The organism is Anaerostipes hominis (ex Lee et al. 2021) (genome assembly GCF_002270485.1).
GTDB lineage: Bacteria > Bacillota > Clostridia > Lachnospirales > Lachnospiraceae > Anaerostipes > Anaerostipes hominis.
On record NZ_NQOG01000015.1, the window covers coordinates 1 to 21,765 of the forward strand.

The 21,765-nt window shown below is 41.3% G+C and carries 18 protein-coding genes and 1 pseudogene; 18 read left to right on the top strand and 1 reads right to left on the bottom strand.

Features of this window, described 5'->3' with window-relative positions; all coding sequences use genetic code 11:
• Positions 1-653, bottom strand: a pseudogene (locus CI597_RS18645) (hypothetical protein); the annotation flags it as partial.
• 202 nt (positions 654-855) lie between these two features.
• On the opposite strand from CI597_RS18645, the gene CI597_RS12605 reads away from it, so the two are divergent.
• From CI597_RS12605 to hydA, 18 genes are all read left to right on the top strand, one after another.
• The gene (locus CI597_RS12605) at positions 856-2,499 is read left to right on the top strand and encodes a tryptophanase (protein ID WP_024729153.1); all 1,644 of its coding nucleotides are present in this window, start codon (positions 856-858) and stop codon (positions 2,497-2,499) included.
• 185 nt (positions 2,500-2,684) lie between these two features.
• On the top strand, positions 2,685-4,016 hold the full coding sequence (locus tag CI597_RS12610) for a sodium-dependent transporter (protein ID WP_095142956.1): 1,332 nt from the start codon (positions 2,685-2,687) through the stop codon (positions 4,014-4,016).
• Between the two features lie 206 nt (positions 4,017-4,222).
• Entirely contained in the window at positions 4,223-4,636 is a 414-nt protein-coding gene (gene rpsL, locus CI597_RS12615) for a 30S ribosomal protein S12 (protein ID WP_006568221.1), read from the top strand.
• A 254-nt stretch (positions 4,637-4,890) separates the two neighbouring features.
• A complete protein-coding gene (rpsG, locus tag CI597_RS12620; protein ID WP_024729154.1) occupies positions 4,891-5,361 on the top strand; it encodes a 30S ribosomal protein S7 in 471 nt (156 codons plus the stop codon).
• A 53-nt stretch (positions 5,362-5,414) separates the two neighbouring features.
• Positions 5,415-7,532: an elongation factor G gene (gene fusA, locus CI597_RS12625; RefSeq protein ID WP_024729155.1), complete on the top strand. Its 2,118-nt coding sequence runs from the start codon at positions 5,415-5,417 to the stop codon at positions 7,530-7,532.
• 152 nt (positions 7,533-7,684) lie between these two features.
• A complete protein-coding gene (gene tuf, locus CI597_RS12630) occupies positions 7,685-8,878 on the top strand; it encodes an elongation factor Tu (RefSeq protein ID WP_006568224.1) in 1,194 nt (397 codons plus the stop codon).
• A gap of 284 nt (positions 8,879-9,162) precedes the next feature.
• Positions 9,163-11,130: a BglG family transcription antiterminator gene (locus CI597_RS12635; protein ID WP_024729156.1), complete on the top strand. Its 1,968-nt coding sequence runs from the start codon at positions 9,163-9,165 to the stop codon at positions 11,128-11,130.
• Positions 11,131-11,145: 15 nt separating this feature from the next.
• A complete protein-coding gene (locus tag CI597_RS12640) occupies positions 11,146-11,592 on the top strand; it encodes a PTS sugar transporter subunit IIA (RefSeq protein ID WP_024729157.1) in 447 nt (148 codons plus the stop codon).
• 256 nt (positions 11,593-11,848) lie between these two features.
• Positions 11,849-12,160 (top strand): PTS fructose transporter subunit IIB, encoded by a 312-nt coding sequence (locus CI597_RS12645; RefSeq protein ID WP_024729158.1) that lies wholly within the window; start codon positions 11,849-11,851, stop codon positions 12,158-12,160.
• 18 nt (positions 12,161-12,178) lie between these two features.
• Complete coding sequence (locus CI597_RS12650) at positions 12,179-13,267, top strand: PTS fructose transporter subunit IIC (RefSeq protein ID WP_024729159.1); 1,089 nt, start codon at positions 12,179-12,181, stop codon at positions 13,265-13,267.
• Positions 13,268-13,295: 28 nt separating this feature from the next.
• On the top strand, positions 13,296-14,150 hold the full coding sequence (locus CI597_RS12655) for a class II fructose-bisphosphate aldolase (RefSeq protein ID WP_024729160.1): 855 nt from the start codon (positions 13,296-13,298) through the stop codon (positions 14,148-14,150).
• A 22-nt stretch (positions 14,151-14,172) separates the two neighbouring features.
• Complete coding sequence (locus tag CI597_RS12660; RefSeq protein ID WP_024729161.1) at positions 14,173-15,042, top strand: ketose-bisphosphate aldolase; 870 nt, start codon at positions 14,173-14,175, stop codon at positions 15,040-15,042.
• Positions 15,043-15,051: 9 nt separating this feature from the next.
• On the top strand, positions 15,052-15,945 hold the full coding sequence (locus CI597_RS12665) for an ROK family protein (RefSeq protein ID WP_024729162.1): 894 nt from the start codon (positions 15,052-15,054) through the stop codon (positions 15,943-15,945).
• Positions 15,946-16,292: 347 nt separating this feature from the next.
• Complete coding sequence (locus tag CI597_RS12670; RefSeq protein WP_024729163.1) at positions 16,293-16,880, top strand: Pr6Pr family membrane protein; 588 nt, start codon at positions 16,293-16,295, stop codon at positions 16,878-16,880.
• A 450-nt stretch (positions 16,881-17,330) separates the two neighbouring features.
• Positions 17,331-17,783: a DUF1097 domain-containing protein gene (locus CI597_RS12675; RefSeq protein ID WP_024729164.1), complete on the top strand. Its 453-nt coding sequence runs from the start codon at positions 17,331-17,333 to the stop codon at positions 17,781-17,783.
• A 79-nt stretch (positions 17,784-17,862) separates the two neighbouring features.
• A complete protein-coding gene (locus CI597_RS12680; RefSeq protein WP_024729165.1) occupies positions 17,863-19,071 on the top strand; it encodes an FAD-dependent oxidoreductase in 1,209 nt (402 codons plus the stop codon).
• A 16-nt stretch (positions 19,072-19,087) separates the two neighbouring features.
• Entirely contained in the window at positions 19,088-20,344 is a 1,257-nt protein-coding gene (preA, locus tag CI597_RS12685) for an NAD-dependent dihydropyrimidine dehydrogenase subunit PreA (protein WP_024729166.1), read from the top strand.
• A 28-nt stretch (positions 20,345-20,372) separates the two neighbouring features.
• Complete coding sequence (gene hydA / locus CI597_RS12690) at positions 20,373-21,755, top strand: dihydropyrimidinase (RefSeq protein WP_095142957.1); 1,383 nt, start codon at positions 20,373-20,375, stop codon at positions 21,753-21,755.
• The last annotated feature ends 10 nt before the right edge of the window (positions 21,756-21,765 follow it).

Here is a 21,765-nt window from a genome sequence, read left to right on the forward strand (position 1 = left end):
GCAGATGTAACAACAGGCATACCGTCACCGGCAATGGAAAGATTGGAGGTATCAATCAATCCTTTGGAGATGGAAACGGTTAAAAATTCATGGTTGTAAATCTTGAAAAGAGAAGCATATGGTTGGTCATCAATAGAAAAAGAAGAAGATTCCATGGATTTAAAAAGTTGTTCCACTGTGATTTTTTCAATAGATTCTGCTTTTTCTCCCTTCTGTTTTGGCTTTTGCACTTTTTTCTTTTTTAAAGGATGTATATGGGGAGAAAGATTATCAGAATCGGAATCCCAAAGCCTGTTAAGAAAGTCATAGAAAGTGCCGACTCCAGGAGTGTCACCAAAGCGAAACCCACTGAGGATTGCATAGAGTGGATTGATTTTCAATTGAGCAGCCCAGTCGGTAAGTGAATGAACTTTAAAATCAATGGAGAGAAGATAAGAACGCTGCATACAGGAAGGAGTCCTTGGTTTTGGACCAAAGACAGAATATTTGCTGCGGAGCAGTTCGTCGGTATAAGAAAGATCAAGATTCCAGAAACGTTCGATGATATCCCACGTTGATTTAGAAAAAACAGTGGGATCAGGATAATATTTACGAAGGTTTTCAAGTAAAAAAGTCTGATAGGCGGTATGACCGCCGGAATAAACAGGTAACATAAAAATCGCCCTCCAGTCGATAAAAATAAAATATATTTAATCGGCTTCGCCGCAAATTTTGAGCGATTTGTCAAGTCTTTTTTGACAAAAAAGTGGGGGATTTTAATAAAATGGAATCTACAAGCCTTGATTTTACTGGGCTGAAGATTCCGAGAGATTATTTTATAAAAATGGAGGTAAGAGTATTATGAAGAAATCCACTATGAATGAGTATCCTTTGAACGTTCCTTCTCCAAGTCATTACAGTTTTGCAGTTCGGGATATCCCGAGTGTGACAGTAGAACAGCGGGAACGTGCACTGAAAGCTACCCATTACAACGAGTTTGCATTTCCGGCAGGTATGCTGACGATTGATATGCTGTCCGACTCAGGAACGACAGCAATGACAAATCAGCAGTGGGCATCCTTGTTTCTGGGGGATGAGGCTTATGGGCGTAATACAGGATATTATGTCTTGCTGGATACCTTCCGTGATATTTTTGAGCGCGGGGGTGAAAAGAACTGGAAGAGATCCATTGATTTAGTCCGCACAGATTGCAGGGACGTCGAAAAGATGATGGATGAGTTGTATCTGTGCGAATATGAAGGAGGCCTGTTTAACGGTGGTGCTGCACAGATGGAACGTCCTAATACTTTTATTATTCAGCAGGGCCGTGCAGCAGAATCTGTTCTGATGGAGATCGTAAAAAAGATTTTGGCTCAGCGCTATCCCGGAAAAGTTTTCACTATCCCGTCAAATGGTCACTTTGACACTACTGAAGGAAACATAAAGCAGATGGGTTCAATTCCTCGAAATTTATACAATAAGGAGCTGTTGTATGAGATTCCGGAAGGTGGAAAGTATGATAAGAATCCATTTAAGGGAAATATGGACATCGAGAAGTTGGAGCAGCTGATCCAAATCTGTGGACCTGAAAATGTACCATTAGTTTTTGCCTGCATTACCAACAATCCGATTTGTGGTCAGGCTGTATCTATGGAAAATCTGAAAGAAATCAACCGTGTTGCGCATAAGTATGATATTCCTTTGGTGTTTGACGTCGCTCGCTGGGCTGAGAACTGCTACTTTATTAAAATGAATGAGGAAGGCTATGCTGACAAATCAATCGCAGAGATTGCTACGGAAATGTTTTCTTTATGTGATGCGTTCACTATGTCTGCGAAGAAGGACGGTCATTCTAATATGGGTGGCATGCTGGCATTCCGCGATAGAGGATTGTTTTGGAAGAAATTTTCAGACTTCAATGAAGATGGAACAATCAAGACGGACGTGGGTGTTTTATTAAAGGTAAAGCAGATTTCCTGTTACGGCAACGATTCCTATGGCGGTATGTCAGGGCGTGATATTATGGCTCTTTCCGTAGGTCTGTATGAGAGCTGTGATTTCAACTATATGCATGATCGAGTAGGTCAGTGTAACTATTTGGCTGAGGGCTTCTATAATGCCGGAATTAAAGGCGTGGTACTGCCGGCCGGCGGGCATGCCGTGTACATCAATATGGATGAATTCTTTGATGGAAAACGTGGTCATGATACTTTTGCCGGTCAGGGATTCAGCATTGAACTGATTCGGCGTTATGGGATTCGTACTTCTGAGTTAGGCGATTATTCTATGGAGTATGATCTGAAGACACCTGAACAGCAGGCGGAGCTGGCAAACGTAGTTCGGTTCGCAATCGACCGAAGCCGGTTGACCAAGGAGCATTTAGATTATGTCATTGCTGCTGTGAAGGCATTGTACGAAGATCGTGAGAATATTCCTAATATCAGGATTGTCTGGGGACACAACTTGCCAATGCGTCACTTCCATGCGTTCCTGGAACCTTACCCTAACGAAAATAAATAATGATCTATAATTTGTAATCTTATAAATTTTGCGTCGACTTTTATGCGACCGCAGGCGGTCTTTTTGAAAGGTGGCTTGCGGTCGTATTTTAGGATTGCGGGAAAGGCCTTGATTAATACAAAACTTCAACCGCATCCAAACTGTGAATTTAAAGAAGATCGGTATTATCCGAAGGAGGGATACCAATGAAAAATGTTAATACAATTCAAAAAAACCGTGACGGATTTCAATCAAAATGGGGCTTTATTCTGGCCTGTGTCGGTTCTGCAGTTGGTATGGGTAACATCTGGCGTTTGCCCATTATGGTTTCCAAATACGGTGGTTTGACTTTTTTGATCCCCTTTTTTATTTTTATTGTGTTGATTGGAGCTTCCGGCGTTATTGGCGAATTTGCGCTGGGCCGTTCCGCTGGCGCTGGCCCTGTAGGCGCATTTGGCAAGTGTACAGAACTGCGTACTGGAAGCAAAAAGCTCGGTGAAACTATCGGTGCTATTCCAATCATCGGCTCGCTGGCGCTTGCTATCGGCTACACATGTGTCATGGGCTGGGTATTTAAATATACAATCATGGCAATTTCCGGTTCTATGTTTTCTATGGGGCAGGATATGAATGTTATTGTTGGAACTTTCAATTCTACTGCGAGTAGCTGGGGCGCTAATACCTGGATTCTAATCGCTGTTATTGCCAGTTTTGCCATCATGTCCATGGGAATTTCAGGCGGAATCGAAAAGGCTAATAAAATCATGATGCCTCTTCTGTTCATAATGTTTATGGCTCTCGGAATTTATATTGCTACACTGCCAGGAGCGTCCAACGGGTACAAGTATATTTTTTCCTTAAATCCTGAAGTGTGGATTTTTGCTTTTGGACAGGCGTTCTTTTCCATGTCTGTTGCGGGAAATGGATCTGTCATTTATGGATCATATCTTGGAAAAAGTGAATCCATTCCAGGGGCAGCCCGTAATGTAGCATTTTTTAATTCTTTGTCTGCGATGCTGGCAGCTTTCGTCATCATTCCTGCCATGGCAGTTGGAAATGCGGAATTGACTGCTGGCGGTCCCGGCTTGATGTTTATTTATTTAGTAAATGTTATGAATGGAATGGTAGGAGGACGGATTGTCGGAGTGATTTTCTTCCTGTGCGTGACTTTTGCCGGTATCAGTTCTATAATCAATCTGTATGAGGCTCCGGTGGCTTTTTTACAGGAAAGATTCGGAATTAAACGGATCTTTGCTACAGGTACGGTTCTGGTACTGGGAGCTGTCGTAGCTTTGTTTATTCAAGCAATAGTCTCTGGATGGATGGATATTGTTTCTATCTATCTTTGTCCTTTGGGGGCTCTATTGGCTGCTGTTATGTTTTTTTGGGTTGCGGGGAAAGAGTATGTTCTCAAGGCAGTAAATGAAGGGGCGAAAAAACCAATTGGTTCGTGGTTTTATCTGCTGGCAAAGTATGTCTACTGCCTTTGTGCGATCGTTGCTTTGATCGCTGGTGCATTTTATGGCGGTATCGGATAAATTATTTTAAAATACATAAAAAATAAAGATTAAAAGCTTGTATTTACGAATTTTATGGAAATACGAGCTTTTTTAATGCAACCCATGGAAATCCCCTTGACAAACGATTTTCTCCCACTTATAATTAGAAAATGCGCGTAGATATCTATGTGCAACAACAGATCATAAGTAACTACAGCAGAAAACATGCATGGAGGTGAAAATTAATGCCAACTTTTAACCAATTAGTTAGAAAAGGGAGAAAGACATCTACAAAGAAGTCTACCGCACCGGCTCTTCAGAAAAGTTTTAACTCTTTAAAGAAGAGATCAGTAAACGCAAGCTCTCCTCAGAAGAGAGGGGTTTGTACAGCTGTTAAGACTGCGACTCCTAAAAAGCCTAACTCTGCTCTTCGTAAGATTGCCAGAGTACGTCTTTCTAACGGTATCGAAGTAACAAGCTATATCCCGGGTGAGGGACATAACTTACAGGAACATAGTGTTGTTCTGATTCGTGGTGGTCGTGTTAAGGACTTACCAGGTACCCGTTACCATATCGTTCGTGGAACACTTGATACAGCAGGTGTTGCAAACAGAATGCAGGCTCGTTCCAAATACGGAGCTAAGAGACCGAAGAAATAATCAAACGAAACTAAATTGGTACAAAGCAGCGTAACATTACGCTACCTTGTATAGTTGTGCCGGAAATGAATGTTTTCCCTGTAGTACAGGAGATAGATATAAATTCTGGCACGATCAGGCATTGAGCGCTTGAAGACCGGCGGAAAGCCGGTAACTGCGCAAGGATGAATGAGTACCGATGAATTAAGGCCGGCGGCATGTCAGAAAAAGGTATAATATTTCTGCCGTTGGCAATTATTAAGGAGGGAAGAAACGTGCCACGTAAAGGACATATTGCGAAAAGAGATGTTTTGGCGGATCCTATTTACAATAACAAAGTTGTGACCAAACTGATCAACAACATCATGTTAGACGGTAAAAAAGGAGTTGCCCAGAAGATCGTATACGGTGCATTCAACCGTATTGAAGAGAAAGCTGGAAAGCCTGCCCTTGAAGTATTCGAAGAGGCAATGAACAATATCATGCCTGTGCTGGAAGTTAAAGCAAGACGTATCGGTGGAGCCACCTATCAGGTACCGATCGATGTACGTCCGGACAGAAGACAGGCCCTTGCACTCCGCTGGTTGACTTTATACTCTCGTAAAAGAGGAGAAAAGACCATGGAAGAAAGGCTTGCAAATGAAATCTTTGATGCATCCAACAACACCGGAGCATCCGTAAAGAAAAAAGAAGACATGCACAAAATGGCAGAAGCAAACAAAGCATTCGCACATTACAGATTTTAATCTGGTGTGCGGGGCCTACCGCTTTATCCGAAAAACAATAGGAGGAAAAGATCTTGGCTGGAAGAGAATATCCATTAGAGAGAACCAGAAATATTGGAATCATGGCTCATATCGATGCTGGGAAAACCACTTTGACAGAGCGTATCCTCTATTATACTGGTGTAAATTATAAGATCGGTGATACTCATGAGGGAACTGCTACCATGGACTGGATGGAGCAGGAACAGGAAAGAGGTATCACGATCACTTCTGCAGCGACCACATGTCACTGGACTCTCCAGGAAAACTGCAAACCGAAGGATGGAGCATTAGAACACCGTATCAACATCATTGATACACCGGGACACGTTGATTTCACAGTAGAAGTAGAACGTTCCCTGCGTGTACTTGACGGTGCGATCGGAGTATTTGATGCAAAGGGTGGAGTAGAGCCACAGTCTGAGAACGTATGGCGTCAGGCAGACACTTACAATGTACCTAGAATGGCATTCATCAATAAGATGGATATTTTAGGTGCTGATTTCTACGGATCTGTGGAACAGATCAAAGACCGTCTCGGTGCCAATGCAGTTGTAATTCAGCTGCCAATCGGCAAAGAAGATGATTTCCAGGGTATCATTGACCTGTTTGAAATGAAAGCCTACATTTACAATGATGATAAGGGAGAAGACATTTCAATCACAGATATCCCTGATGATATGAAAGATGATGCAGAAATGTATCACACTCAGTTAGTAGAGCAGATCTGTGAGTTAGACGACGATCTGATGATGGAATACCTGGAAGGGGAAGAGCCATCTGTGGAAGCATTAAAAGCTGCACTTAGAAAAGGAACATGCGAATGTACAGCAGTTCCGATCTGCTGCGGTACTGCTTACCGCAACAAAGGTGTTCAGAAATTACTGGACGCTGTTCTTGAGTTCATGCCGGCACCGACAGACATCGCTGCCATCAAGGGTGTGGATGAAGACGGAAATGAAATCGAAAGACATTCATCTGATGATGAACCTTTCGCAGCACTTGCATTTAAGATCATGACAGACCCATTCGTTGGAAAGCTTGCTTTCTTCCGTGTGTACTCCGGAACAATGAATTCAGGTTCCTACGTATTAAATGCTACAAAACAGAAAAAAGAGCGTGTTGGACGTATCCTTCAGATGCATGCCAACAAGCGTGAAGAGTTAGACAAAGTTTACGCAGGTGATATTGCAGCTGCCGTAGGTTTCAAGATCACAACAACAGGTGATACGATCTGTGACGAGAAGAGTCCGGTAATCCTGGAATCCATGGAATTCCCAGAGCCGGTTATCGACGTAGCGATCGAGCCTAAGACAAAAGCAGGCCAGGGCAAGATGTCAGAAGCACTTGCAAAACTTGCAGAAGAAGATCCGACCTTCAAAGCTCATACTGATGAAGAGACAGGACAGACAATCATTTCCGGAATGGGTGAGCTTCACCTGGAAATCATCGTAGACCGTCTGCTTCGTGAGTTTAAAGTAGAAGCGAATGTAGGTGCGCCTCAGGTTGCTTACAAAGAGTCCTTCACGAAAGAAGTGGATGTGGACAGCAAGTATGCAAAACAGTCTGGTGGACGCGGTCAGTACGGACACTGTAAAGTACACTTTGAGCCAATGGATGCCAACGGTGAAGAACTGTTCAAGTTTGAATCCACTGTTGTCGGCGGTAACATTCCTAAGGAATATATCCCGGCAGTCGGAGCTGGTATCGAAGAAGCTGCTCAGTGCGGTATCCTTGGAGGATTCCCGGTACTCGGTGTAAAAGCTACAGTATACGACGGATCTTACCACGATGTCGATTCCTCAGAGATGGCGTTTAAGATCGCCGGTTCCATGGCCTTCAAGGAAGCGATGCAGAAAGCCGGGGCTATCATCTTAGAGCCGATCATGAGAGTCGAAGTTACAACTCCTGAAGATTACATGGGAGACGTTATCGGTGATATCAACTCACGCCGCGGACGTATTGAGGGTATGGATGATGTCGGAGGCGGAAAGATCATCAGAGCTTTCGTTCCTCTTGCAGAAATGTTCGGATACTCAACAGACCTTCGTTCCAGAACACAGGGCCGTGGAAACTACTCTATGTTCTTCAACAGCTACGAGCCGGTACCGAAGAGCGTACAGGAAAAAATCATCGCAGACAAAGCAAAATAAGCAGGTTTTTTTGATAAAAAATATGCTTGAATTCTTCAAAGAAATGAAATATAATCAAGGGTAGGACGGCCTTTGGTAAGGTGATTCGTCGACCCGGTAGTAAATAATAATTTATCTATTTGCCCAAAGGGCTAATAAGGAGGACATTTAAAATGGCTAAAGAAAAGTTTGAGAGAACCAAACCTCATTGCAACATTGGTACCATTGGTCACGTCGATCATGGTAAAACTACTTTAACAGCTGCTATCACAAAGACATTAAGTGCCAGAGTAGATGGAAACGCAGCCGTTGATTTCGAAAATATCGATAAAGCTCCGGAAGAAAGAGAACGTGGAATCACTATCTCCACAGCTCATGTAGAATATGAAACAGATAACCGTCACTACGCACACGTTGACTGCCCAGGCCATGCCGATTATGTAAAGAACATGATCACTGGTGCTGCTCAGATGGACGGAGCTATCCTTGTAGTAGCTGCAACTGACGGTGTTATGGCTCAGACAAAAGAGCACATCCTTCTTTCCCGTCAGGTAGGCGTACCTTACATCGTAGTATTCATGAATAAATGTGACATGGTAGACGATGAAGAGTTATTAGAATTAGTAGAAATGGAAATCCGTGAGTTATTAAGCGAGTACGAATTCCCAGGTGATGACACTCCAGTTATCCAGGGATCTGCTTTAAAAGCTCTTGAAGATCCTAACAGCGAGTGGGGAGATAAGATCATGGAACTTATGGCTGCAGTTGACAGCTGGATTCCAGACCCACAGCGTGACACAGACAAACCATTCCTTATGCCAGTAGAGGATGTATTCTCTATCACAGGACGTGGTACTGTTGCAACAGGTAGAGTTGAAAGCGGTGTACTTCACGTATCTGAAGAAGTTGAAATCGTTGGTATCAAAGAAGAGACAAGAAAAGTTGTTGTAACTGGTATCGAAATGTTCCGTAAACTTCTTGACGAAGCTCAGGCTGGTGACAACATCGGTGCTCTTCTCCGTGGTGTTCAGAGAGAAGAAATCGAAAGAGGGCAGGTTCTTTGTAAACCAGGTTCTATCACATGCCACACTAAGTTTACAGCTCAGGTATACGTTTTAACAAAAGACGAAGGTGGACGTCATACTCCTTTCTTCAACAAATATCGTCCTCAGTTCTACTTCAGAACAACCGACGTAACAGGTGTTGTTGAATTACCGGAAGGTGTTGAAATGTGCATGCCTGGTGACAACGTAGAAATGACAATCGAACTGATTCACCCAATCGCTATGGCTCAGGGATTATCTTTCGCTATCCGTGAAGGTGGACGTACAGTTGGATCAGGACGTGTTGCTACTATCATCGAATAATATACGCGTTAGCATTAAACCATGCTAAAATGAAAAAATGAAACCGCTGAGTGCTTTGCACTCAAGCGGTTTTTGTTATATACACGGAATTTCTTTTATTTAAAAATTACCACATTTTATCTATTGTTTTTTGGAGGATTTACTGGAAAAATAAAAAAATGTACCATATTAAAACGCCCGTAATTGATAATCTAAGTAAAAGGAACCGTGCTATAATTTAAACCATCATAAGGGAGGAGGTGCAGACAGAACTTACATAATGATTGAGAGGAGACGAAGGAAGAATGAAACGTTCGAAAGAGAAGTTTTATATGAAACAGATTTTAGGTTGTATCATGGACGGCGAAATCATGGCGACCGGGAAAATTGCAAAAGAAGTCGGACTCTCTGAAAAATCCGTAAGAAATAAACTTAATGAACTGGATGATTTTTTAACTCAAAATAATCTTGGAATTATTCAGAGAAAACCAAGAGTAGGTATTTGGCTGGAGATATCAGAAGAAAAAAAAGAAAAATTGGAAGCCTATCTGGATCGGCCGGGAGAACTTCAGTTAGAATCTTATAATCCGAAAGAACGAGTTACGGAAGCTTTAAAGGTTTTATTTAATTTACGACCGTGGCAGACAATTACTACACAGAAGTTATCAGAGAAACTATATTTAAGTGTTCCAACAATGCTGAAGGTAATGAAAGAATGTGAAGAATGGCTTAGTTACTATAACATCAAACTGGTAAACGAAAGAAGTCGCGGATATCGATTGTTAAGCAGAGAAAATGAATATCGGATTGCATTGAGGAATCTGATGATGGAACGAAGTACCTCGGCTACAATTAATCAGAATCTGGATTATTTTTTTCCGAACATTGATGTATCAACAGTGCGAAAATGTATCATACAGGCAGAAAACGAATGGGATTATCGATTTACAGATGAATCATTTTATGAAATTCTTATTTACTGTTGTATAGCATATCAGAGAAAAGAGTTCGACAATCCATTGATGATGGAGAATCATATGGAAGAACTGGAAATTCTTCAAAAATATAATGAGTATGCGTTTACTGTAGCTATCTTTGAAAAATTGGAAGAAGTATTCCATGTACGCTTTTCCCAGGAAGATATTCTTTTTCTTTCCATACAGATTCTATGTTCAAAATTTATAGGAATTTCAGAGATTGAAATTACACTGGAACAAGTAAAAAAATATGACAATCAGCTGGTGAAATTTGTGGATCGGCTGCTGACGGTCATTGGAAACATTATGAATGTAGATTTAGTATCGGACCAGAAAGTAAAAGAAAGCCTTATTGTACATTTGAGACCGACCATTTTCCGACTGCGATACGGAACCCCGCAAAGCAATGATTTAATCGATTTTATTAAAAAAGAGTATAAAAACGTATTTCGGGCAAGCTGGGCAATTAGTATTCTGTTTGAAGAGTGTTACAATGTACAGATTACCGAAGATGAAATCGGATACATCGTTTTGTATATTCAGGCGGCAATTGAGCGGAAGATACATCAGTACAAGGCAATCTTACTGACGAATTTCAATATGGGACATGCGCAGTTGATGAAAGAAAGAATTAAAAAGGTTGTTCCGGAAATTAGAAGTCTGGAAATTGTCAGTACCCATGATTTTAAATTGGATGATTATTATGATATTGATATTATCATCTCATCAAAAGAAACAAAAGTGAAAGACAAACGAATTGTAGTAATTCCTAATATTTTAAGTGAAAATGGTATTCTTGCTTTAAGAAATTATCTGGACACTATTAACTCTAATGTAAGTGAGAATCCTTTTTCTCCAGAATGTTGTCTGCTGTTTTCTCCAGAACTGATTTTCACACACATGAAGGTTCAGTCAAAGGAAGAAATCTTAAAAGTTATGTCAGATGCCATGAAAGAAAAGGGCGTTGTGACAGAAGAATTTTTTGATACGGTAATGGAGAGGGAAAATAAGACAACAACAACGATAGGCAACGGTGTCAGTCTTCCCCATGGTTCACCTGCTGCAGTTAACGAATCCAAGGTTGCAATAGCAATTCTGGATGAGCCAGTGATGTGGGACGATGAGCCAGTGGAAGTAGTATTTCTACTTGGATTCAAGCTAATTACCAAAGATGAAATTAACAGAATTCAGTTATTTTACAAAGAATATGTTTCATTAATTGATACAGATGAAAAAATTCTCATGTTAAAAAGTATGGAAACCAATATTGAAGTTTACAAATATTTAATTCAATGATGAGGAGGAACTATCATGAATGTAAAAGATGTATTAGATGAAAGAGTAATTGACTTGAATATGAAAGCTGCAGATAAGAAAGAAGCTATTACAAATCTGGCAGGAAAGCTGAAAAATGCAGGATATATTGCAGATGTAGAATCCTATGTGAAAGATATTTATCTTCGCGAATCTCAAGGGCAGACAGGAATCGGACATTATGTAGCAATTCCTCATGGAAAAAGTGATTCCGTAACACAGGTTGGAATTGCCATTGGAAAAATGGAAAATGAAATTGAGTGGGAGACACTGGATGGAAAGGGTGTAAAACTGATTTTTTTGTTCGCAGTAGGAAATGACAATGAAAATGCGAAGACACACTTAAAGCTGTTGGCAGAAGTAGCAAGAAATCTTGGAAATGATGAAGCTGTTGAACAGCTGCTTTCTGCAAAAACAGTGGAAGATATAAAAGCAGTATTTTAATCTAGGGAAAATTTAAAATTCAATGCTTAAAACATTCATAAAAAGATCATCGGATTCCCGGTGGTTTTTCTTTTATGAACTATTTACAGCTTAAAAATTACCGTATTAAAATGCCCGGAAAAACAAAAAAATAAAAAAAACAGAAAAAAAGTGCCACATTAAAAAGCCCTTAATCAATGAACACAGAAAGAATATCCATGCTACTATTTTAGTGTAAGGAATAACAAATAGGAACTATGAAAGGAGATGTTAAATTATGAAAATTGTTGCAGTTGCAGCATGTACATCAGGTATTGCACATACGTACATTGCGAAAGAAAAATTAATTCGTGCTGCTGAAAGTATGGGACACACCATTAAGGTGGAGACACAGGGTACAATTGGTATCGAAGATGAATTAACAGCAGATGAGGTGAAAGAAGCTGACATTGTAATTCTGGCAGTGGATATTGCAATTACTGGAACAGAGCGCTTTGAAGGAAAACCTACAATTAAAGTACCTACAAATGTGTGTGTGAAGGCACCCAAGCAATTAATTCAGAAAATTGAAAATGAATTGAAAAAGTAACAAAGGAGAAGAGAGATTATGAAAAAAATAGGAGCAGAATTAAAACAACATGCGTTGACTGCTATTTCATACATGCTGCCATTGGTTGTAGCATCAGGATTATTAATTGCAGTTGGTAACTTAATGGGTGGAGAAAATGTAACAGAATTATCAAAAATGACAATTCCAAATGCATTGACTTCTCTTGGTGTTTTAGGAATGGGATTATTACCATCATTTATTGCAGGGTATATTTCTTATTCTATTGCTGATCGCCCTGGTATTGCACCTGGTTTCTTAATGGGACAAATTGCTTCATTCTTGGGAGCTGGATTCTTAGGTGGTATGATCGGTGGTTACCTGGTTGGATATATTGCATTATTTATTAAAAAGAATTTGAAAGTTCCAAAATGGGCAGAAGCTCTTATGCCAATGATGATTATTCCAACATTATCTGCAATTATTGCCGGATTGATTATGTTCTTTGTTATTGGAAATCCAATTGTATGGGCAACAAACGCATTAACAAACTTTATTACAGGGTTAGACCAGTCTTCTAAAGGAGTATATGGCTTTGTTATCGGAGCATTAGGGTGTATTGACTTTGGTGGACCAATCAGTAAGGTGCCAAACCTGATTTGTGATGGTTTGCTTCTGGAAGGAATTACAGAACCTGAAGCAATCAAAGTGTTAGCAGCTATGGTTCCTCCTCTGGGAGTTACATTCTCATTAGTATTATCTAAATTTATGAAAAAACCTATTTATTCTTCTCAGGAAGTAGAAAATATCAAAATTGCATTTCCGATGGGATTATGTATGATTTCTGAAGGTGTTATTCCAATTGCGATGAACGATTTAATTCGTACAGTGATTTGTACAGCAACAGGTTGTGGAATTACAGGAGCGATTAGTTTTTCATTGGGTGTAGGAAGTAAAGTACCGTCTGGAGGAGTCTTTGTTATTCCAGCAATGTCAAATCCAATCGCTGCACTGATTGCTTTACTGGCAGGTACTGCAGTAACGGGCGTATTGTTAGTTTTAATTAAGAAGAAAAAAACAGAAGTTGACGAGCCGGTTGCAGATGAAAAAGAAGAGGAAATGGATTTATCAGGAATCAGCATTTCATAAGGTACCAGATTAGAAAGGAAATTGTAAAATGTACGTATCAATGAAGGGGATGCTTGAAAGAGCAAATGAAGGTAATTATGCAGTTATGGCGATTAATTGTTTCAATATTGAAACGGCCAGAGCGGTGATTCAGGCAGCACAGTCATTAAGAGCACCAATTATTGTAAACATTGTGCAGGAACATATGGTAAATCACTGTGATAGTGATTTGATTGCACCGATTGTAAAAAAACTTGCCGAGAGAGCTAGTATAGAGGTGGCGTTGAACTTTGATCATGGAGAAGAAGTTGGATTATTAAAGAAAGCACTTGCAGATGGATATTCCAGTGTTATGGTAGACGCTTCCAGATATGATCTGGAAGGAAATATTAAAATGACCAGAGAAATCGTGGAGTTCGCAAAACAGTTTGATGCCAGTGTCGAAGGGGAAATCGGATGCATGGGTGCAAGTGATGGGGATAACTATACAGATGATGATATGAAAACAAATCCAGATGAAGCACTGCGCTTTGCACAGGAAACCGGAATTGACGCATTAGCAATTTCTTTTGGAAGTTCCCATGGAAACTATCCAGAAGGTTATGTACCGGAATTTGATTTTGAAAGATTAAAGGAAATCAAAGAAAAGACACAGATGCCTCTGGTACTTCATGGAGGCAGCGGATCTGGGGATGAGAATATCCAAAAATGCGTCGAATACGGCATTAATAAGATTAACGTAGGCTGTGATTTTATGAATGCCAACGTTGACAGTATTAAAAAGCATTTAAAAAAGGAACCAGATATTAACTATTGGGTCATGATGCACCAGGTGGAGATTGACAGCCAGGAACTGGTAAAGAAATACATCAAATTATCAAAATCAGAAGGAAAATCATTATAAGAGATTAAAGGAGATATTTACTATGTTAATGAACATGAAAGAGCTGTTAAAAGTAGCGGACGAAAAAAGATTTGCAGTACCAGCATTTAATATTGGAAGCGATCAGTTATTGAAAGCTGTGATGCAGAAAGTCAAGGAAATGAAAAGTCCTGTTATTTTGGAAATGTCACCGGATGAATTTAACTTTGTAGAAAACAGCTTAATTCAGGCTATGATTTATGAAGCATCCAAAACAGATGTACCAGTCGTTATCCATCTGGATCATGGAGACAAATTTGAAACAGTTGTAAGAGCAATTCAGGCAGGATTTACTTCTGTAATGATTGACGCATCCAAGCTTCCATATGAAGAAAACGTAGCAGTTACACAGAAAGTTTGTGAAGTTGCCCATTTAGCAAATGTATCTGTGGAAAGTGAATTAGGAACCATCGGAACAACAGGAAACTCCATTGAAGGCGGAACAACAGGAATCATTTATACAGATCCGGATCAGGCAAAAGATTTCGTAGAGAAGACTGGAATTGATACATTAGCTGTTGCAATCGGAACTGCACATGGAATTTATCCAAGCGATATGAAACCAGAATTACGTCTGGACATCTTACAGACATTAAAAGATACTTTGGATATCCCATTAGTATTACATGGCGGCTCCAGCAATAAAGATGAGGAAATTGCAAAAGCAGTAAAAATTGGAATTTCTAAAATTAATATTTCCAGTGATATTAAGGTCGCATTTTATGAAAAATGCAGAGAAGTATTGAATGCTCATCCAGAATACAGAGAACCTCTGGAAATCTATCCAGAACCAATCGAAGCTTGTAAAGCAGTCATTGGAGATAAGATTAATTTATTTGACTCTGCGGATAAAGTAAAATATTACTACCAATAGGAAAAGCGTATGAAATATGCAGTTGGAATTGATGTAGGCGGAACAAATACAAGGGTAGCCTTAATTGATGAAAATTATAAAATCATAGAACGCAGACAATTTCCGACCAATGAGGAGGAACCAGAAACAACTCTGAATGACATAAAAACAGTTATTGACGGATTTGGATATCCAGTGGAGGGAATCGGTATTTCCTGTCCGGGACCGTTGGATTTAATCAATGGGGTTGTACTGACTCCTCCGAATCTTCCGGGATGGCATTATTTTGAACTGACCAAATGTCTGGAAGTAAAAACAGGACTGTCTGTGTATTTGGAGAATGATGGAAATTTGGCGTGCTTGGCTGAGGCAGCAATCGGAGCAGGAAAAGGAAAAGGTTATGTGCAGTTTCTGACGATTTCCACAGGAATTGGGGCAGGTTTTTGTGTAAATCAAAATATTTTCCGAGGAGCAAAGGGATTTGCACAGGAAGTTGCCAATTCTATTTTGTGGAAAAACGGTCCATTCCAGGGGAATTTAAAGAAAGGTTCCATCGAATCCATTGCCAGCGGAACAGCTATTACCAAGAGGGCAAATGATGCGGGACTTAGGGCAGCTCATGCTGGAGAGGTTTACCAGATGGCACAGGAAGGTAATCAGACAGCAGCGGATATCATGGAAGATGCCTATGAATATCTGTCTAGTTTCCTTGGAATTCTATATGGTGTTCTGGACCCGGATATTTTTGTGCTGGGTGGCAGCGTAGCATTAAAAGTTCCTAGATTTGTTGAAGAAATTGAGGAACGAGTGAAAGAGAAAGTATACGATGCCTTAAAAGATAATGTCCATGTAGTACCCGCAGTGTTAGGAGAAGACTGTGGATTGATTGGAGCAGCATGCCTTGTATTTCAGTCAAAGAAATAAAACCAATATAACTGTTAGCTATATTATCATGAAAAGACCTGAGAGATTTTGATGGGACTATCCCAAAGTTTGTATAAACCTTCAAACTGATGTAAGATAATACTATTCAGTTTGGAGGTTTTATTTATGGCAAGAGGCCCAGTATTTGGGAAAAGGCCATATAAAGACGATCGATTGCACTGCTGATGACTGATAAGGAAGGGAAGTTTTAAAATCGAAAGAAGGATAGATCAAAACTATTGCCGCAGATTGCTGCCAGAGTTTATTTTCTGGCCCTTTACGGTAATCATCGGGTGCAGGAGCGAATATAGTTTAAGAGCAGAATCAGACTCCAGGGAGGAACAGGTATGAACAGGAGATTCAGGCAGCCAGTGACACTGGGACTGTCCATATTATTTATTTGCACTGCTTTATACTGTTATTGGGGAAGGCTGGGATACATGCATGAACTGACCTTTCTCAGCAACTTTTCCGTTGGTATTTTCTTGTTTGATACTGTTCTCTGCAGACTTTCAGGAAGGAAAGTTCCACAGATCCTGTATCTCGATTGTATGATGTTGTTATTCCTGGTCATGATGGTCTGCACGGCATTCACAAACGAATTCAAATTTAACGGCATGTTTCTTTTTCTGCATATGCTTAACCCTGTTTTCATGATACTTTACTATTTTCTGTTCTGCGACATGAACCGTGTACAAAAAAGCAGTCAGGTCCTAAGCGTCATGATCGTTCCGCTTCTCTATCTCATCTTTGCGGTGGCATATGGAAAAGCTACGGGGGATTATATCTATTTTTTTCTGAATATAAAAGAACACGGTTATGTCTACTGTGTTTCCTTTGTGCTAATCCTTTCTGCCGCCGTGGTGATGATGGGCTGTGCCATGTTTTGTCTGAACAGGATAATATTCAAGAATAGGAAGAAATATTGGTTTTGAGAGTTCGGGGATGCTGACATTTCAGTATCCCGCTGTTTCCCTCTCTGTTATTTAAAAATCGTACAGACAAAATGTTCGACAGTAGTTTTACTGACGGAAAACGGGTAATCAAAGAAAAACGCAAACTTTCATTTGTACATCTGGGACATACATAATAAATTTAAAAAACCTTCCTGTTGCAGGAAGGTTTTTTTTGTTATTTTATCTATGATATTGGCTGTATTTTTAATATTTTTATGCAATTTTTTTGTTAACGGGTGGCAGTTTGTTAAAAATAAAACTAAAATTTCTTTTTTTTAAAAATACAAACAATTATTTACTGGTAGTTTATAAAAGTTTGCATTAACTAATCTTAAGGAAAACTAAAAAATTATCTCTTTACTCTCCACATCGTGTATCCGATACAATGAACTTAACAAATAACAGAAACGCAATAAGAAAGGAGCAACTATGAGTGTAATAATGGCCAATGCCATCGGTACCGGAATTTTCTGCTGTCTCTGGCAGGGAGTCGGCTCTGCCCTCGGGCTCGCCACTTGGATAGGATTCGTCGGATGCACGTCGTATTTTTCTGCCGGATGCGGGAAGACAGGGTTTATCAAATCGATGTGCAGCAACTACACAGGGCTGCTGTGGGGAATGCTGATCATCCTGTCCGGCGGCATCAACAACACGATCATATTTGGAGCAGTCGTAACGGGATTCTTTTCCTGGCTGATCGTATTCCAGTCCCACATTGATGTTCTGTCTATGGTGCCCAATACGTTTATGGGAGGCTTTTCTGCATTCGCCAGCGGCGGAGATTGGAAGATGCTCTTAATCTGTCTTCTGTTAGGCAATATTCTCGGAGTGTCCTGCGACTATTCCGGAAGATTCCTTTTTAAGAAATTCGGAAAAGAATAGTGCCGGCTGAACGTCTGAATGTCCCAGTCTCAGATGGAAAACCATGAAATTGATCATATAAAAGGAGTGTGAAACAACCATGAGTAAAATTACAAAAAAAGAGTATGGAGAAGAAATGGAAAAGGGCTTTAACTTGAGAACTGCAATGGAAGAAGCATCCAGATGTCTTCTCTGCCATGATTCACCTTGCAGCAAAGGATGCCCGGCAGGAACAGATCCCGGAAAGTTCATTCGTTCTCTCCGTTTCCGCAATATTAAAGGAGCAGCAGAGACGGTCCGCGAGAATAACCCGCTGGCAGGATGCTGTGCCCAGGTCTGTCCATACGGAAAAATGTGTGAACAGGCGTGCAGCCGGACCGGTATTGATAAGCCGATCGAGATTGGAAAGATCCAGCGTTTCCTCGTAGAAGAAGAGAAAAAACAGAATATGGAATTTTTAAAAGCGGCAGAGCCAAAGAAAGAAAAGATCGCCTGTGTAGGTGCGGGACCGGCCTCTCTTTCCTGTGCAAGACAGCTGGCTCTGGAAGGATATTCTGTGACTGTCTATGAGGCTCAGGATAAAGCAGGCGGTGTCCTTACATATGGTATTATTCCAACCAGACTTCCTCAGGAAGTAGTTGATTTTGATATTCAGACTATTGAAAAACTTGGGGTAGAATTTAAATTTAATGAATCCATAGATGCGGCAAAGCTTGAGGCACTCAAAAGTGATTACGATGCAGTATTCGTAGGAGCAGGTCTCTGGAAATCAAAGATGGTGGATATACCGGGCAAAGATCTGGAAGGTGTGGTAACTGCCATTGACTTTTTGAGGGAAGCTAAGACAAATACAGATCAGCTGTTACTTGGAGAAAATGTAATCGTCATCGGAGGCGGTGATGTGGCTATGGACTGTGTCACAACTGCGAAACAGCTGGGAGCGAAAGCGACTATCGTTTACCGCAGAACCATTGAAGAAGCTCCGGCAGATATGGATGAAGTCAGCTTCGTACAAAGTATGGGTATCCCGATCATTCAGGAATTTGCACCTGCAGAGATCGTCGGAGAAAACGGACATGTCACCGCAATGAGATTTGAAGGACGTGACGGGGAATCCGGACTGACCATGAAAACCGATCAGGTTGTGCTGGCGATCGGACAGGTGGTCGGAGATGATGTAGCAGGCATTGCAGACGGCGATAACGTCTTCACAGGCGGAGACATGGTAAACGGCGGAAAAACCGTAGTAGAAGCTGTCGCTGAAGGCAAAGAGGCCGCAGAAAAGATTGCAGACTATTTTAACAAATAGAAAGGAGGCATTGAATATGTCCGTAAAGAAAGATTTATCAATCGATTTTTTAGGAGTCAAATGTGAAAACCCATTTTTCCTCTCATCCTCTCCGGTGGGAAGCAACTATGAAATGTGTGCCAAAGCGCTGGAGGCAGGATGGGCAGGAGTTTACTATAAGACCATCGGTATTTTTATACCAAATGAGTGTTCTCCGCGTTTTGATATTACCTCAAAGGAAGGAACACCGTGGACCGGATTTAAAAACATGGAAATGATTTCAGATAAACCTCTGGAAGACAATCTGGAATACATGAGAAGGCTGAAACAGGATTACCCGACAAAAGTCATTGTTGCCAGCATTATGGGAAGCAATGAAGAAGAATGGGAGATCCTTGCAAAGAAAGTAACAGAGGCCGGAGTCGATATGATTGAGTGTAACTTTTCCTGCCCTCAGATGACTTCCTCTGCCATGGGGTCCGATGTAGGACAGAATCCGGATCTTGTGCGCAGATACTGTGAGGTTGTTTCCGGTGCTACCCATCTTCCGGTAATTGCAAAGATGACTCCGAATATCGGAAACATGGAGATTCCTGCGATTGCTGCCATGGAGGGCGGAGCTAAGGGAATCGCTGCCATCAACACAGTAAAAGCCATCACAAATATTGATGTTGAAAATATGACTGCAATGCCGGTAGTCAACGGTAAATCATCCATCTCCGGCTATTCAGGAGCGGCAGTAAAACCGATCGCGCTGCGTTTTATCACACAGATGAAACAGCATCCGGAATTAAAAGATGTCCCGATCACAGGAATCGGAGGTATTGAGACATGGAAGGACGCATTGGATTTCATTCTTGTGGGATCTTCCAATCTCCAGGTGACAACGGCGGTTATGCAGTATGGATACCGTATTGTAGAAGACATGATCAGCGGTCTGTCCCATTTCATGGAAGACCATGGAATTGATAAATTGTCTGATCTGGTAGGCGTGGCTCTGCCGAACATCGTACCTGCTGATGACATCGACCGTACTTTCATCCTCTATCCGGATTTCAATAAGGATAAGTGTGTGGGATGCGGAAGATGCTATGTATCCTGCTTTGACGGCGGACATCAGGCCATTACATGGGATGAAAAAGAGAGGAAGCCGGTTCTCAATGAAGATAAGTGCGTCGGATGCCATTTATGCCTGAATGTCTGTCCGGTTATGGACTGCATTACCCCTGGAAAGGTTGAGATGAAGCCGGGAGTTAAAGACCATGAAGTGAAAATAAAAACCATGTATGAGTAAAGCATAAGTCAGATTGGGGGACAATCATATGAAAAAATTCGACTTAGTGATCAAGAATGGTACTGTTGTGACAGCTTCTGATATGTTTTCTGCGGATTTAGGTGTGAAGGACGGAAAGATCGCAGCCATTGCAGAAAATATAGAAGCAGATGCAGATGAAGTGTTTGATGCTGCAGGAAAGCTGGTACTTCCGGGAGCACTGGACGTACACACTCACCTGGCAATGCCGTTCGGCGGTACGATTTCTTCAGACAGCTATCTTTCAGGAACCAGGGCCGCTGCCTGCGGAGGAGTCACAACGGTCTTTGATTATCCGGTTCAGCATACCGGAGAAACAATCCGCGGAGTCATTGCAGAGAAAAAAGCTGTTCTGGAGAAAGAAGCATGTGTGGACTTTGCTTCCCACTGCTGTATCACTGATCTTTCTGACGGAGCGATCATTGAGGAGATGGAAGAGGCCGTAAAAGAGGGAATCACAAGCTTTAAATGCTTCCTGGTGTATAAAAAAGAGGGATGGATGGTAAGCGACGGAACTCTTGCAAAGCTGATGCTGCGCGCGAAGGAACTGGGAGCCATGATCAATGTGCATGCTGAGAATCCGGATCTGATTGATATGTATACAGAGCAGTTCTTAAAAGAAGGCAAGACGAGTGCTTGGTATCATTACATGAGCCGGCCGGAATTTGTGGAGGCTGAGGCAGACAAAAGAGCTGTGCACTGGTCAAGGCATTTGGATGCGCCGCTGTATCTGGTGCATATGGCGGATAAGGAAGGCCTTGAAGCCTGTATTCAGGCAAAAGAAGAAGGGGCACCGGTATTCGTGGAGACTTGTCCGCAGTACCTGGAATTCACCTGTGACGTTTATAAGAGAGAGGACGGACGCAACTTTGTATGCTCCCCTCCGATCAAAGGCCAGGAAAGCCAGGATGCACTGTGGAAAGCGATAAAGAACGGTTCCATTGATACGGTGGCAACGGATCACTGCCCGTTCCAGAGCTATGAGAAAGACTGGGGCAGGGATGATTTCACCAAAATCCCGAACGGATGCTCAGGAATAGAGAACTTATATCCATATATGCTGGATGCGGCAAACTCCGGAAAAATATCTTTTTCAAGGGCAGTAGAGCTTTGCTCCACGAACCCTGCGAAGATTTTCGGATGTGACCAGAAAGGTTCGATTGCAGTCGGTAAGGACGCAGATATTGTTATTTACGACAAGGATAAAGATTTCACGATCAGTGTTGATACAATGCATTCAGATTGTGACCACACGATCTGGGAAGGTAAGAAACTTCACGGATATCCGGTTCGCACATTCCTCCGCGGAAATGTAGTGTATGCAGACGGAGAGTTTAAGGGAACTCCCGGAATGGGCAGGTTTGTGAAACGGAGCCCCAGAAAACTGAAATAAAAAAGAGAGG

Coding starts and splice junctions, on each gene's coding strand:
- hydA (WP_095142957.1), top strand. CDS start 20,373: ATGAAAAAATTCGACTTAGTGATCAAGAATGGTACTGTTGTGACAGCT.
- tuf (WP_006568224.1), top strand. CDS start 7,685: ATGGCTAAAGAAAAGTTTGAGAGAACCAAACCTCATTGCAACATTGGT.
- CI597_RS12660 (WP_024729161.1), top strand. CDS start 14,173: ATGTTAATGAACATGAAAGAGCTGTTAAAAGTAGCGGACGAAAAAAGA.
- preA (WP_024729166.1), top strand. CDS start 19,088: ATGTCCGTAAAGAAAGATTTATCAATCGATTTTTTAGGAGTCAAATGT.
- CI597_RS12640 (WP_024729157.1), top strand. CDS start 11,146: ATGAATGTAAAAGATGTATTAGATGAAAGAGTAATTGACTTGAATATG.
- CI597_RS12665 (WP_024729162.1), top strand. CDS start 15,052: ATGAAATATGCAGTTGGAATTGATGTAGGCGGAACAAATACAAGGGTA.
- CI597_RS12635 (WP_024729156.1), top strand. CDS start 9,163: ATGAAACGTTCGAAAGAGAAGTTTTATATGAAACAGATTTTAGGTTGT.
- CI597_RS12645 (WP_024729158.1), top strand. CDS start 11,849: ATGAAAATTGTTGCAGTTGCAGCATGTACATCAGGTATTGCACATACG.
- CI597_RS12670 (WP_024729163.1), top strand. CDS start 16,293: ATGAACAGGAGATTCAGGCAGCCAGTGACACTGGGACTGTCCATATTA.
- CI597_RS12605 (WP_024729153.1), top strand. CDS start 856: ATGAATGAGTATCCTTTGAACGTTCCTTCTCCAAGTCATTACAGTTTT.
- CI597_RS12650 (WP_024729159.1), top strand. CDS start 12,179: ATGAAAAAAATAGGAGCAGAATTAAAACAACATGCGTTGACTGCTATT.
- CI597_RS12610 (WP_095142956.1), top strand. CDS start 2,685: ATGAAAAATGTTAATACAATTCAAAAAAACCGTGACGGATTTCAATCA.
- CI597_RS12655 (WP_024729160.1), top strand. CDS start 13,296: ATGTACGTATCAATGAAGGGGATGCTTGAAAGAGCAAATGAAGGTAAT.
- CI597_RS12680 (WP_024729165.1), top strand. CDS start 17,863: ATGAGTAAAATTACAAAAAAAGAGTATGGAGAAGAAATGGAAAAGGGC.
- CI597_RS12675 (WP_024729164.1), top strand. CDS start 17,331: ATGAGTGTAATAATGGCCAATGCCATCGGTACCGGAATTTTCTGCTGT.
- rpsL (WP_006568221.1), top strand. CDS start 4,223: ATGCCAACTTTTAACCAATTAGTTAGAAAAGGGAGAAAGACATCTACA.